This is a genomic window from Epilithonimonas hominis (assembly GCF_003730015.1).
Lineage (GTDB): Bacteria > Bacteroidota > Bacteroidia > Flavobacteriales > Weeksellaceae > Epilithonimonas > Epilithonimonas hominis.
Map to the genome: position 1 here is coordinate 1 of NZ_RJTU01000019.1, position 14721 is coordinate 14721.

General features: G+C 34.2%; 12 protein-coding genes and 2 tRNA genes. 8 read left to right on the plus strand and 6 right to left on the minus strand.

What is annotated here, in order from left to right:
• Positions 1–99 precede the first annotated feature (99 nt).
• Both EGH73_RS02975 and EGH73_RS02980 read right to left on the minus strand, forming a co-directional pair.
• Positions 100–2136 carry a M56 family metallopeptidase gene (locus tag EGH73_RS02975; protein WP_123280627.1) on the minus strand — a complete coding sequence of 679 codons (2037 nt, stop codon included), beginning with the start codon at positions 2134–2136 and terminating at the stop codon, positions 100–102.
• Complete coding sequence (locus EGH73_RS02980; RefSeq protein ID WP_089768335.1) at positions 2136–2501, minus strand: BlaI/MecI/CopY family transcriptional regulator; 366 nt, start codon at positions 2499–2501, stop codon at positions 2136–2138. Before EGH73_RS02980 ends, EGH73_RS02975 begins: the two co-directional genes overlap by 1 nt.
• A 215-nt stretch (positions 2502–2716) precedes the next feature.
• Between EGH73_RS02980 and EGH73_RS02985 the strand changes: the two genes are divergently transcribed.
• From EGH73_RS02985 to prmC, 5 genes are all read left to right on the plus strand, one after another.
• Positions 2717–2792 (plus strand) — tRNA-Met (locus EGH73_RS02985).
• Between the two features lie 227 nt (positions 2793–3019).
• Positions 3020–3095, plus strand: a tRNA-Met gene (locus EGH73_RS02990).
• A 108-nt stretch (positions 3096–3203) separates the two neighbouring features.
• On the plus strand, positions 3204–3815 hold the full coding sequence (locus EGH73_RS02995; RefSeq protein WP_123280628.1) for an L-threonylcarbamoyladenylate synthase: 612 nt from the start codon (positions 3204–3206) through the stop codon (positions 3813–3815).
• An 87-nt stretch (positions 3816–3902) separates the two neighbouring features.
• On the plus strand, positions 3903–4664 hold the full coding sequence (yaaA, locus tag EGH73_RS03000) for a peroxide stress protein YaaA (protein ID WP_123280629.1): 762 nt from the start codon (positions 3903–3905) through the stop codon (positions 4662–4664).
• A gap of 120 nt (positions 4665–4784) precedes the next feature.
• Complete coding sequence (prmC, locus tag EGH73_RS03005) at positions 4785–5663, plus strand: peptide chain release factor N(5)-glutamine methyltransferase (RefSeq protein ID WP_123280630.1); 879 nt, start codon at positions 4785–4787, stop codon at positions 5661–5663.
• A gap of 49 nt (positions 5664–5712) precedes the next feature.
• On the opposite strand, the gene rpsO is transcribed toward prmC, so the two are convergent.
• The 4 genes from rpsO to thrA all read right to left on the minus strand — a co-directional run bounded on the left by rpsO (position 5713) and on the right by thrA (position 10870).
• Positions 5713–5982 (minus strand): 30S ribosomal protein S15, encoded by a 270-nt coding sequence (gene rpsO, locus EGH73_RS03010; RefSeq protein WP_123280631.1) that lies wholly within the window; start codon positions 5980–5982, stop codon positions 5713–5715.
• Between the two features lie 85 nt (positions 5983–6067).
• Entirely contained in the window at positions 6068–7363 is a 1296-nt protein-coding gene (gene thrC / locus EGH73_RS03015) for a threonine synthase (protein ID WP_123280632.1), read from the minus strand.
• Positions 7364–7417: 54 nt separating this feature from the next.
• Entirely contained in the window at positions 7418–8344 is a 927-nt protein-coding gene (locus EGH73_RS03020) for a homoserine kinase (protein ID WP_123280633.1), read from the minus strand.
• An 81-nt stretch (positions 8345–8425) separates the two neighbouring features.
• Positions 8426–10870, minus strand: a complete 2445-nt coding sequence (thrA, locus tag EGH73_RS03025; protein WP_123280634.1) for a bifunctional aspartate kinase/homoserine dehydrogenase I — start codon at positions 10868–10870, stop codon at positions 8426–8428.
• A 588-nt stretch (positions 10871–11458) separates the two neighbouring features.
• On the opposite strand from thrA, the gene EGH73_RS03030 reads away from it, so the two are divergent.
• From EGH73_RS03030 to EGH73_RS03040, 3 genes are all read left to right on the plus strand, one after another.
• The gene (locus tag EGH73_RS03030) at positions 11459–11800 is read left to right on the plus strand and encodes a PadR family transcriptional regulator (protein ID WP_027382663.1); all 342 of its coding nucleotides are present in this window, start codon (positions 11459–11461) and stop codon (positions 11798–11800) included.
• A 4-nt stretch (positions 11801–11804) separates the two neighbouring features.
• Complete coding sequence (locus EGH73_RS03035) at positions 11805–13532, plus strand: PspC domain-containing protein (protein ID WP_123280635.1); 1728 nt, start codon at positions 11805–11807, stop codon at positions 13530–13532.
• Positions 13533–14103: 571 nt separating this feature from the next.
• Positions 14104–14679: a 1-acyl-sn-glycerol-3-phosphate acyltransferase gene (locus EGH73_RS03040; protein WP_123280636.1), complete on the plus strand. Its 576-nt coding sequence runs from the start codon at positions 14104–14106 to the stop codon at positions 14677–14679.
• Positions 14680–14721: the final 42 nt, after the last annotated feature.

Below are 14721 nucleotides of genomic sequence, written 5' to 3' on the forward strand. Positions count from 1 at the left end.
ATATCGAGGATTCATTTAAATTAATTAGTAGTTTTTTCATAGTTTTTGGTTTTAAAATAAAAGCCGGCGAACCGGCTAAAGAATTATAAACATACTTGTTTACTTTGTAATGATTTCGATTTTTCCGGTTCCGTTTGTTTTAAAAACGTTCATAGACATAATTTCATTAGGATTCATTTTATTAAGTACAGATTTATCCACTACTTTTCCATTGATATAAACTGTCATTTTGTCTGTATTAGCAGCCGTCATCTTGTTATTCGGAACAAAAACTTTTGGTTCATTCTCCATAGAATTAAAACTTATTTTAAATGAAGAATTCTCACGCATTTCTTTGTTTAATTGTTGCTGCTTTTCCTGAATTTTTCTTTGTTGTTCCTGTAAGTCTTTTTGTATTTCTTGAAGTTGCTTTCTTTTTTTCTCCATCTTTTTCAATTCTTTTGGAGACAATTTAGATTTAACTTCATTAAAGAATACATCATCAGAAAACTTGAAGTTAAAATTAGTTGCCAAATCCTTGAACTCTGGAAAATCGCTTCCATCAAATCCATAAGCTACAGCTCCATCCGTAAAAGCATCTTTCCCGAATTGATCTTTAATCATTTTAGGAAATTCATCATCCGAATAAACTTTCCCATATTTTTCAACCGCATCTTGTGCTCTTTTCTGAGCGTCTTGAATCATTTTCTGAAACGCAGGAGAATTGACTTTTCTGGCCGCTTCTTCTGCACGCTTTTCTGCATCAGCTATTCTTTTTTCGAACTCTGGAGAGTTGACCATTCTATCAGCTGCCGCCGCACGCTTTTCTGCATCCGCAATTCTCTTTTTGAAATCCTTAGAATTAACCATAGCTTCAGCTTTCCTTGCAACATCATTAGCATCAGCATTTTTTTTCTTAAACGCTGGAGAATCATACATTTTAGCCATCGCTTCAGAATGTTCTTCTAGGGCTTTGATACTTCTCTTGTAATTATCAGAGTTCACAACGCCTTCCATTTGAGTAGCAAGAGTTACCATTTCATTTTCTAAAGCTTTATACTCTGCCGAGTATTCTTTTTTAGCTTTTTTAAGCGCTGATAATTCCTTTCCTTTCTCAGCCATTTTTTTACTGATAGCCTTCATTCTCAAATGATCTTCCTGCAACGCATCAGAATAAGCTTTTGTCTGTCTCTGATGATTGTTTTCCAAACTATCAAATTCTGATTGTTTTGGCTGGATCGTATCCATTTTAATTTGTTTAACAGCGATTTCAATTGCGTTATTTGTTTCCGTGATTTCTTTGTTTTTAGCATTTACCATATAGGCAAACACGATAAAAAATAAAATTGGTAGCGCAAATAGCTTGCGTGCATAGCTGTACTTGGTTGTATTTTTTGTAATCATTGTAAGTCTTTTTTTGAGGTTAGATGATAAAAAAGGACTTGTGACAGGCAAAACCGAACCCGAGAAATGACTCTCCAAAAGCATCTGCGCAAATGCTTTTGTGTCCGATTTTTGGACTGCTTTTTTGTCCGCCAAGTATTCGTGAATAAGATTGATTTCTTTGTTGATAAAATAAAACACAGGATTGAACCAGAAAATGGATTTTACCAATTGCATCAGGAGTTTATCCCAACTGTGTTTTTGTTCTATGTGGACCATCTCGTGCTTCAGAATCTGCTGACCTACAGGAGAATTGATATCTATAGATCTTTTCCAGAACAGATTTCGGAAGAATGAAAACGGTGCGTTGTTCAGATTGGTTTGATAAAATTTAATCCCTTCTATGGCTTCCTTCGGGAATTGTTTTTTTATAGAATTGATTTTTAGAATTCCCAGAAATAGTTTAATTAAAAAAGTTACTGAAACCACTCCAATAATTGTATAAAAAATTGAATAAATAGTGATATCATAGTTTGTAGTTTGAGATTGATTTTGATTGAATCCGCTAAGAAGCAGATGCAAGTTTTTGTTTGTTTCTATCGTAAAAAATGAGACCTTTACCAAAGGCAAAATCATACTGATTACCACCGAAAACAAAAGGTAAAACCTGTTATAATGATGAAAAGTCTTGTCCTTTAAAAACAGTAAATAATAAGCAAACATCACTGCTGAGCAGAGAATCATCTTGGCAAAATAAAGTAATATTGGTTCCATTATTTCTTGTTTTTAAGTTCATTCAATAAAAGCTCCAAATCTTTAACACTTATTTCATTTTCTTCTACCAAAAACGAAACAGCATTGGTATATGAACCTTCGAAATAATTTTTAACCAGACTTCTGATAGACTTTCCGCTATAATTCTCTTTACTTATAAGAGGAAAATATTCGTGCTGTCTTCCAAAAGTTTTGTAATTCACAAAACCTTTTTCCATCAATATTTTAAGAATCGTAGAAATGGTGTTGGTGTGCGGTTTCGGTTCTGGAAACAACTCAAGAATATCTTTCAAGAATCCTTTCTCAATCTGCCAAAGATATTGCATTACCTGTTCTTCTGCTTTGGTTAACTTATTCATATTCATTTACTTTAAAAACAATCAATCTTATATCACTAAAAACTTAGTAATACAAATGTAACATTATTTTTCATTCGTACAACTATTTTTATAGTTAAAAGAAATTAAAATTATAAACACCTGATTTTCAATGTATAAATCTATTGTGATTATAAATTATGAAAATAATCAAAACATAACTTGACTTGAATCGAAATAGTCGTATCTTTGCAATCCAATATCGCGAGGTAGAGCAGTAGGTAGCTCGTCGGGCTCATAACCCGGAGGTCGCACGTTCGAGTCGTGTCCTCGCAACCAATTCAAGAGAATCATTTATTTGATTCTCTTTTTTTATTTTATTTCTTGAAATCTCACGAATATTAAACTAATTCAGCAGATCTGTTCCTTAAAAATTTGATAAATCTCCGAACTCTGCGAGAAATTTTAAATTTTCTTATAAATTTACTTTGAGATTTAATTTCTAATTTAAAAACCATAAAAAACTTGACTTGTATCAAAAAAGTTGTATATTTGCAGAACAATATCGCGAGGTAGAGCAGTAGGTAGCTCGTCGGGCTCATAACCCGGAGGTCGCACGTTCGAGTCGTGTCCTCGCAACCAACTAAAGAGAATCAATTTTTTGATTCTCTTTTTTATGTTGTTTACTTTTTCACAATTTTTGATAATGAATAAGGTAATAGCTTTCTTCAATAATTTATATATTTACCTATGGCAAAAATCTTAAAAATATACCCGCAAAATCCGCAAGAAAATTTGATAGACGAAGCCGTAAAAGTCCTTCAAAACGGTGGTGTTATTATTTATCCTTCGGATACGATTTACACGATTGGTTGTGATATCTATAATCACAAAGCAATGGAGAGGCTTGCTCAGATAAAAGGCATCAAGATTGACAAGCAAAAATTTTCAATCATTTGTAATGATCTGAGTCATCTTTCAGAATTTACAAAACCTATAGAAACTTCAACGTTCCGATTTTTGAAAACCCATCTTCCCGGCCCTTTCACGTTTATTTTAGAAGCCAATAGAAACCTTCCAACAGCCTATAAAGGTCATAAAACTGTAGGTATAAGAGTTCCTGATCATATTGTACCGCAAATGATTGTAGAAAAATTGGGACATCCTATTGTTTCTACTTCTATTCGTGATGATGATGAGATTTTGGAATATTCTACAGACCCAGAATTGATTGCTGAGAAATATGATAAATTGGTAGATTTGGTAATTGATTCTGGATACGGTGACAATGTAGCTTCCACAATTGTAGATTTAAGTTCTGGAGAACCTGAAATTATCCGACAAGGAAAAGGAAAAATTTAGTGAATAGTTGTTGGTTAATAGTTGATAGAATTCAACAAAAAACAACAGTAAACCATCAACAAACAACTATCAAACAAAAGCCAAAACATGAAATTTATATCCTCGCCTGCCAAACTAATGAATGTAGAGAATTCTACAGAATTTTTAAAAAACACAACACCAAAATTCATCAAAGATTCAGAATTTATTCATTCTTTTTTGAAAGAAAAGTCTCCAAAATATCTTTCTGAGTTAATGGAAATCTCTCCAAAACTGGCAGACGAAAATTGGGAACGAAACCAAAAATGGACATCAAAACCGATAGCTAAAAATTCAGCGCCGGCAATGTTTGCCTTCACTGGCGAAGTTTATCGTGGATTGGATGCTAAAACTTTGGATGAAAAAGCCGTAAAATATCTTGAAAAGAACTTCCGAATCTTATCCGGACTTTATGGACTTTTAAAACCTTCTGATAAAGTAATGTTGTATCGTTTGGAAATGGGAAGACCTTTCCAATTCGATTCTTATAAAAATTTGTACGAATTCTGGACTGATAAAGTTACACAACAATTGAACTCTGAGTTAAAAAAAGACGAATTACTTATTAATCTCGCAAGCAACGAATACGGAAAAGTTGTTGACAGAAAAAAACTGAAGACCAAGGTTATTGATTTTGATTTCAGACAAATTCAGCCAGATGGAAAGCTGAAAACAATTGTTGTATACACCAAACACGCTCGAGGATTGATGCTTCGTTTTTGTGCTAAAAATCAAGTTCAGACTTTAGATGAGCTTAAGGCTTTTAATTATGAGAATTATCGTTTGGACGAGAAATTATCGACTGACAACCATCTGGTTTTTACAAGATAAATTTTTTAATCGCAAAGGCGCAAGATAAATTTTATAATATTTCAAAAGTCGCAAAGTTGGTTTGCGACTTTGTAGTTTTGTTAATCAATTATTTTTTGCGACTTTGCGTCAAATTTCATTATGAAACTTTCTGAAATCAAAACCGTTTTACAAAACGAACTTTCCGAACTCTATTCCAAATCTGAGATTGAGGAATTGTTTTCTATTTTTTGTGAACATTTTTTGGAATTGAATAAAGTTGAGTTAAGACAAAATCTTGATAGAGATTTATCTGAAGATGATTCTAATAAATTTTCAAAAGCCATTTCCGAATTAAAAACAGGAAAACCTTTTCAGCAGATTCTTGGCGAAACTGAATTCTATGGAATGAAATTCTTTGTGAATGAGCACGTTCTGATACCAAGACCAGAAACGGAGGAATTGCTGGAAATAGCAATTCAACATATTAAAAATTCAAGGTTGAAGGTCGAAGGTTTAAAAATACTGGATATTGGAACTGGAAGCGGAATTATTCCCATCGTCTTGAAAAAACATTTTCCGGAAGCGGAAGTTTCAGCTATTGATATTTCTGAAGATGCATTGGAAATTGCTAAAAGAAATGCCAACTTTCACAAAACCGAAATCAACTTTATACAAAAAGATTATTTGAATGAAGTCTTCGCCTCCCCTCAGACTGACAATGATGTTTACGACATTATCATTAGCAATCCACCTTATATCGGAATAGATGAAAATCCCGAAATCGAACATTCTGTGAAAGGTTTTGAACCCAATCTTGCGCTCTTCTCTCCTACCTCAGACGCATTGATTTTTTATAGAAAAATTGCTATCGATGCTGAAAAATATCTTTCGGAAAACGGAATCATTTTTTTAGAAATCAATCAGAAATTGGGAAAAGAAACACTGAAACTTTTTAATAATTTTTCGAAATCATCATTGTTAAAAGACATTTCTGGGAATGACAGAATAATTTTTGTAAAAAAAAATAAATCTCTATAAAAAAAGCAACTCAAATTGAGTTGCTTTAATTTTTTGCGTGAGCTTAGGATTATTTTCTGATTCCTAATTCAGCGATGATTGCTCTATATCTGTTGATATCTTTTTTCTTCAAATAATCTAAAAGAGCTTTTCTTTTACCTACTAACTTTACAAGAGATCTTTCTGTGTTGAAATCTTTGTGGTTAGCTTTCAAGTGCTGAGTCAAGTGGTTGATTCTAAAAGTAAATAGAGCAACCTGTCCTTCAGCGCTTCCTGTGTCTTGTGCAGATTTACCGTGCTTTGCGAAAATTTCTGCTTTTTTTTCTGTTGTTAAATACATTCCAATATTGTTTAATGATTATTATGTAATTCGGGTGCAAAGATAGGATTATTTTTTGGATTAAAAACTGTCAATCAAAAATTTATCACTTCTCCTCTATCAGATATTTTTTTACGGATTCAAAATCAACAGAAAACTCTACAGATTGTTTTTCTTTTTTGTTAAATGCTTCCAGTTTTTCCGGAATCTCAACTTTCTCTTTTAAAACATCTTCTACCACTTCTACAAATTTCGCCGGATGAGCTGTCTCTAATAAAACACCAACAAAATCTTCATTCGATTTTTCAGAATATTTTTCGAGTCCAAGATAAGCAACTGCGCCGTGTGGGTCGAGTATATAACCAAATTCTTTCTTCACATTTCGCATTGCTTTTTTCGTTGCTTCATCAGAGAAAGAATAAGATTCAATTTCTTTTTTGAATTCCGAAACATCATTATTAAACAAGCTTTTCATTCGTTCAAAATTACTTGGATTCCCTACGTCCATTGCATTACTAATTGTTTGTTTGGAAGGTTTTGCTTCATAATTTCCAGTTTCCAAGAATTTTGGAATAACATCATTTTCATTAGTTGAAGCAATGAACCGATGAACAGGAAGCCCCATTTTTTTAGCAAAAAGTCCAGCTGTTAAGTTTCCAAAATTCCCACTCGGAACAGAAAAAACAATTGATTTTCCTAATTTTTGTAATTGAGCAAAAGCCCAGAAATAATAAAATGACTGCGGAATCAACCTCGCAATGTTAATACTGTTTGCAGATGTCAACGTAAATTTTTGATTCAGTTCGTCATTTGATAAGATTTGTTTTGCCAAAGCCTGACAATCATCAAAAGTGCCGTCTATCTCTAAAGCTTTGATGTTTCCGCCCCATGTTGTCAATTGCTTTTCCTGCAGCGGACTCACTTTTCCTTTTGGATAAAGAATATAAACCTCGATTCCCGGAACTCCGAAAAATCCTGACGCTACAGCACTTCCTGTATCGCCGGAAGTTGCGGCAATCACTTTCATTGGTTTTCCTTCCGAGAAATAAGACATCATTCTCGCCATAAATCTCGCCCCAACATCTTTGAAAGCCATCGTTGGACCGTGAAATAGTTCTAATGAATAAATATTCTCCGAAATTTTGATGGCAGGAATTTCGAAGTTCAAAACTTCATTGATGATTTCTTTCAAATTGTCATCCGAAATGGATTCGCCAAGAAATTCTTTTGCCACTCGAAAACCAATTTCCTGCAAAGTAAGATTGGGTAGATTTTCGAAAAATTCAAAATCTAATTGCGGAATATATTCTGGCATAAAAAGTCCGCCGTCATCTGCCAAACCTTTTAAAATAGCTGTTTTTATATTGGTTTCTTCTTGTTGTCTTGTTGATATATATTTCATTTGTTGATAGTTGTTGGTTGACTGTCTTTTCTCTTTGTTCTTTATTCTTTTATCTTAAAGAACTCTCGCGCCTTCGTCATTGATTTTGGTTACAAATGCTTCACTTTCAATATTTTTTTGATTCAGCAGTTCCTTGATTTTGAATGAAATTTTTTCTGCAACTTCCTCTTTTTCACACAAAGCAAAAACCGAAGGACCGGAACCGGAAATCCCAAAACCAATCGCGCCGTTGTCCAAAGCGAGCTGTTTCATCTCGTAAAAATACGGAATCAGCATCGCACGAACAGGCTCTATGATGACGTCTTCCATACTTCGGCTGACCAAAGTCAAATCGTTGGTGCAAAATCCGGCGACCAAACCTGCGACATTTCCCCATTGCTGAACCGCAGATTTGAGACTGATTCTTTCTTTGATGATTTTCCTCGCTTCGCCTGTCGGAACATCCACGTGCGGATGAACGGACACCACTGACAAATCTTTCGGATAAGGCAACTTGAGCGCATCCAAAGGCTTGTAACTTCTTACCAAAACCAAACCTCCCAAAAGCGCAGGCGCAACATTGTCTGCGTGCGCGTTTCCGCAGGCAATTCTCTCGCCTTCCATCGCCAATGGCAACAATTCTTGTTTTGTGTATGGTTTTCCCATCAACTCATTGATGGCAACCAAAGCCGCAACGCTACTCGCTGCGCTGGAACCCATTCCGCTGTTGAGTGGCATTTTTTTATAGAGCTCGATATCAATTCCTTGATTAGAATTGATTTTTTCCAGAAATAATCTAATGACGTGCGAAACGACATTCTTATTTGAATCTTTCGGAAGTTTACCGTTATCGCCTTCGATTTTTGTAATGACGATTTGATTGGAATCGTTCTTTTTCAAGATGATTTCATCGCCAGGTTCTTCTATCGCAAAACCGAGAACATCGTAACCACAAACGACATTAGCAACTGTAGCCGGAGCAAAAACTTTTATAGAATCCATTATAATTATTAATTGTTAATGGTATATTGTTAATTGATTCTTGTTAAAAATTAATCATTGAAAATTAATCATTAACAACTATTATTGAGCTGTAACTCTAACCAAATCTGCAAAAACGCCAGCTGCTGTAACTTCTGCACCTGCACCCGGACCTTTTACAACCAAAGGTGTATTTTTATACCTCGAAGTGGTAAACGAAATAATATTATCACTTCCCGACAATCCGAAAAATGGATGATTGGCATCTACAATCTGGACTTCGATGTTGATTTTTCCATCTTCCAAAACACCAATTAGTCTCAGTTTTCCACTAGAGTTTTCTGCTTCGTTTTTGAATGATGAAAAGTAAGGTTCGTGTTTTTCCAGTTCTTCATAAAAGGCAGGAATTGAGTCTGCTTTGAGGCAAGGTTCCGGAAGGAAATCTTTGATATTGACATTTGACATTTCCAACGGCAATCCGATTTCTCTTCCCAGAATCAGCATTTTTCTGGAGAAATCCATTCCGTTCAAATCATCTCTCGGGTCTGGTTCTGTATAACCTAATTCCTGAGCCGTTTTTACAACCTCTGCAAAAGTTTTATCGCCCACATAATTATTAAAAATATAAGAAATTGTTCCAGACAAAATCGCTTCGATTTTCAGAATTTCGTCACCGGAAATCCAAAGGTCATTTAGTGTTTTGATGATTGGAAGTCCGGCTCCAACATTAGTCTCATATAAGAAACTCACATTGTTCTTTTTTGCTAATCTTTTGAACTTACTATATTGCTCGTAAGACGAAGAATTTCCTTTTTTATTGCAAGTTACAACTGAGATATTATTATTGAATAACAATGGATATTCTGCAACAACATCTTCGCTAGAGGTGTTGTCCACAAAAACCAAATTAGGTAAATTTTTACTTGAAATAGAATTTATAAATTCTTTTAAATCTGATTTTTGCAAATTAATATTAAAGTTATTATTTAAATCAAAATCAGATTCAGGATTATCGAAAATTTTCATTTCCCGACTGTTGGTGATCCCCACCACATTGATTTTAATCTGATGATTTTCTTCGAGATTTTTCTGCTCTCTTTCCAATTGTCGGAACAATTCTTTCCCGATATTTCCTGTTCCCGCAAACATCACATTGAAGGTTTTAACCAGTGAAAGTAACAGCGAATCGTGTACAACATTTAGCGCTTTTGAAAGTTCATTTCTTTCAATCACGGCAGAAATATTAAGCTCGGATGAACCTTGCGCAATGGCAATAATATTAATTCCGTTCTTGCCCAAAGCACTGAAAAATTTACCACTGATTCCTCTCGTTTTTTTCATATTCTCGCCAACGACAGAAATGATACTTAACTCATTATCGAACTGCGGTTCATCTATTTTGCTGGAATTAATTTCAAAATCAAATTCTTCATAGATTGCTGTTTTCGCTTTTTTCTCATCATCGAAAGAAACCACAAACGAAATACTGTGTTCCGAACTTGCCTGCGTGATTAGAATAACATTGACCTCATATCTCGCCAAAGCATTGAACAATCTCCCACTGAAACCTTTCATCCCAATCATCCCGTTTCCGGTAATATTAATGAGACAAGTTTTCTCAATAGAAACAATTCCTTTGATAAGACCTTTTGAAATTTCGGATTTCTGATGAATCAAAGTTCCTTGACTTTCCGGCTTAAAAGTATTTTTAATGTAAATCGGAATCTGACTTTCAATCGCAGGAATCATTGTTGGCGGATAAATCACTTTCGCACCGAAATATGACATTTCCATTGCTTCCTGATAACTCAATTCAGATTGAGAAAAAGCATTCTTCACCAATCTTGGATCAGCCGTTAAGAAACCGTCAACATCTGTCCAGATTTGGATTTCGTCAGCTTTTAAACCTGAACCTAAAATCGCGGCGGTGTAATCTGAACCTCCTCTTCCCAAAGTGGTGGTATCGTCATTTTTATCTTTGGCGATAAAACCAGTTACCACATAAATCTGATTTTCTAGTTTCCAGTTTTTGAGGTTTTCATTGGTTTTTTTAGAATCGACATTCGCATTTCCAAAGTGAGAATCCGTTGCAATCAATTCTCTTGAATCTTGGAAAACTGCAGGAAAATTTTCTGATTGAAGAAAAGCAGAAACAATCTTGCTCGACATCTGTTCTCCGTAAGAAAGCAATCTATCTTTGATTCTGTCTGATAATTCACCTAGATTTTTAACACTGAATAAAACATCTTCGATCTCATTGAAACTCACTTTCACCATCATCAATAATGGATTCTGAGCCGTTCTTGGCAACAATTCTGAGATAATCTGATAATGTTTTTCTTCTGCAGATTTCAAGATTTCAGAAAAATCGTTCTGTTTCAAAGCTTCTTGCGATGCCGATAAAAGCGCATTCGTGATTCCTGATAAAGCGGAACAAACTACGATTAAAGGTTTTTCTTTATTAAATTCTTTTTCAATGATTGATTTTACATTTCTCAATGCTTCTACACTTCCAACCGAAGTTCCCCCAAATTTTAAAATTTTCATTATTTATATTTTACATTTTTCTATTGACAGGTCGCTCCTACGGAGCTTTAATTTTTGTACTAATATTTTTCTATTATTAGTTTGCTCCTCTGGAGCTTTATATTGAATTAGTATGTTTAAATTTTTCAAAACAAAAAGCCTTTCTGACTTCAGAAAGGCTTTTTGTTAATTATTTATTTTTCACAATATCACAAACACACCTTTCTGCAGCTACGAATTGTAGTTGTTGTAGAAATCGTTGTTGTGGTTGTAAAATTCATTATCGTTTTGTAAATCTGTTACGAAAGTATGAAAACATTTCTCATCTGCAAATTTTAAAAGCATTTTTTTAAAATTAATTCAATAAATCATTAAAATTTCTGAATTTGAAAATTTTACCAAAATTATCAATTAAAATTTTAATACTGATTATCAAGTATTTAAATATTTAATTTAAAAATATTTACTACTTTGTATTGCATAATACCATTCTATTTATATATCTTTGCAATGTAAAGTTAGAGAAGCGAGTTCGAAGCGGACTTAAAATCTTAAGAAAGCAGGAACATTAAACTTTATAATTATTTGAATTTTAACCAAACAATTAATATGAATACCGAGAACACAAAAGCGCAAATGCGCAAAGGAATTCTGGAATTCTGTATTTTGAGTCTTATTCAACAACGCGAAATGTATGTTTCCGACCTGATAGAATCTCTCAAAAAAGGAAAACTGGACGTAGTGGAAGGAACTCTTTATCCTCTCCTTACAAGATTGAAAAACGGCGAATTCCTCGCTTACAGATGGGAAGAATCTACAAGCGGACCGCCCAGAAAGTATTATCAGATTACTGAAAAAGGAAGTCTCTTCCTAGCAGAATTACAAACCACTTGGCAGGAACTGACAGATTCCGTCAACCAAATCACATCAAACTCTCACTCTCAAAACTAATATTATGAACAAGACATTATCTATAGCACTCGCAGGGTTCTCTTTTATGATAGACGAACACGCTTATATCAAGCTTAGCGATTATCTGACCGCTCTGAGAAATTCTCTGGACGCTCAGGAAGCAGATGAAGTAATGCACGATATTGAAATCCGAATGGTCGAGATTTTCAAAGAAACTCTTGCCAAAAGAGAAGTAATTAACGATTCTGATGTAGAAAAAGTAATTGCACAGATTGGAACTCCTGAACAGATTGACGAACAAGAAGAAGCTTATTTTTCTGAAGGCAAACAAAATAAATCAAAAGCTTCTGCTGGTTACGGTAGCTATAGCAGCAATACACAGAAGCAATTGTTCCGCGATCCTGAGAGACAAAAAATTGCCGGAGTTTGTGCAGGTTTAGCCGCTTACTTCGGAATGGATATCACATGGATGAGACTAATTTGGGTTGGTGCATTTTTATTCCTTTGGGTTGCTCCTGGTTCATCTTTCTTAGTTGTAATACTTTACTTCATTCTGTGGGCTGTTTTACCAAAAGCAGAATCAGCGTCTGATTTTCTAAAAATGAAAGGAAAACCTTTAAACTTCGATAACTTAAAGGAAGAGTCCAGCAAAATAGTACAGTTTGCCAATGAGACAACCACAAGAGCCGGAGAAATCTACAATGAAAACCGACCTAAAGTAAATTCAGCAGGAGATTCTCTTCTTAAAGTTCTGAAATATTGTCTCGCTGTTTTGCTTGCACTCACGGCAGCTGGATGTTTCATCGGATTATTCGCAATGATGTTTGCTTACGGTTCCGATAAGTTCGGGATGAATGACAATCTTGGATTTTATTTGGAAGAAAACAATCTTGGTTACCTTTTATTAGGAATAGCAGCATTGCCTGTAGTCATCATCGGAATTGGCGCATTATTGTTATCCATCAAATTATTCTCTCCAAAGACTAAATTCAATTATGTAGGACCGGCTTTGGGAACGTTAGGAATTATCTGGATCATATTGATAGGAATCCTTGCCGCAAGTGCTTCTAGACTTAACTTCCGATATACTGGAAACAATGAAGACTATGAGAATGTATCCATCACCGCGCCAAATGACACTATTTATCTTGACAGTAAAAAAATACAAATCCCTGAGAACTTCAAACCTTATGTCAGAAACATCTATTCAGACAAAACAAAGATCTTCAAAAGAGATTACCCAAGTGTTGAAATTACAAGAAAAGATGACATCAAAACGCCTTATTTAATTATTAAAAAAGAAGCGCACGGTTATAACCAGCCTATGAAAATGAAAGTTCCTATCGATGTTGTTGGAAACAGAATTTTCCTTCCTAATTACTACGAGATCCCGTACGAATACAGATTCAGAGATTACAGATTGGATTATGAGCTAGTGGTTCCATCTACAATGAAAGTGATAAACGAGAAAAAATATGAAATCAGTACAAGAGGTGACGATGATGAGGATAATGACGATATTGATGACAAACACAGTAATCACTCCGGAATCACCGTGGAGGAAAATAAAATCAAAATCAACGGAACTACAATCGAATATAATTCTGATGATAATGATTCAGTAAAAATCAATGGTAAAAAGTATTCCAAAGATTCTGCAGATGTGGTATTAGAAAGAATGAAAATTGACCAACAGGTGAAGAAAAGTTTCAAAGATATGAACATCAATATCAAAGATGGCAAAAAAGAAATACAAATTAAAACTAACTAAAAATTGAGAGTGGATTAGTTGAAAAGCGGGTAAAAGTCTTCGGACTTCCACTTTTCTCCTAGTTCTCCGAAGAAGACAGCAAGTTTTGATGATGTTCCGCGGGGAACTTTCCAAGTAGGCGGAAAGAAAATCACAAGCAAGGATCAGTTTAAAGATATGGCAAAGGTGATGCAGGAATTTATTGCTAAGAACTATAATCCCATTGACCTAAACACACCTGTTAAATATCCAAAGACCAATTAATATTTTAATAAAATTTTTTCGAAATATTAATATAGAAACAGGAATTTTGTTAAATTTGTTACAGAAAAATGCTCTAACACCAAAAAAAACCAAACAATGATTCAATTAGTACTAGAAATCGCCATCAAAATTGTTGATTTTATCAGCAATCTTTTTTAGAAAGTCAAAGAATATAATTTTTTATATTTCTTAATAAATAAACATAATTTGTAAATTTGTAAAGTATAGTCAATACGGCTATACTTTTTTTATGAAGTCGCCTGTCATCCAATAATAGCAATTTTTAGATAGCGATTACATATGGCAAATAAAATAATAGAAGCCGCATATGAAAAAACTCTTTGCAAAACTCATTCTTAAAATCATTGGATGGAAAATCGTCCTCCAGGGTGATGTTGATAATCTGGACAGATGTATCCTTGTGGTTGCACCACACACACATAACAGCGAATATCTACTGGGTAACTTGGCTTATTGGGCGCTGGATAAAAAACTAAAAATCATCATCAAAGATGCACATACTAAAAATCCTTTCTATGGCTGGATTGTAAAAGCGATTGGCGGAATTGGGATTGACCGCAGTCAAAAAAATGACTTGGTAAATTTCGTTGCCAATGAATTTAAAAAAGACGATTTTAGTTTGGTAATTACGCCAGAAGGTACAAGAAGTTGGGTTCCAAAATGGAGAAAAGGCTTTTATAATATGGCTGTGACAGCTAAAGTCCCACTCGTATTGGCGGGTGGTGATTATAAAAGAAAAACCATTAACCTGGGTTATCAGATTCCTTATGACAAATTACAGTCACATTCTTATGAAGAAATCATGCAGGAGATTCAGGATTTTTATATTAAATACGATATAACCCCCAAAATTCCTGAAAACTGGAATCCACAGATTTACTAGTTGATAGTTGATAGCGAAATTAATTTTAATGAATCCTCGATA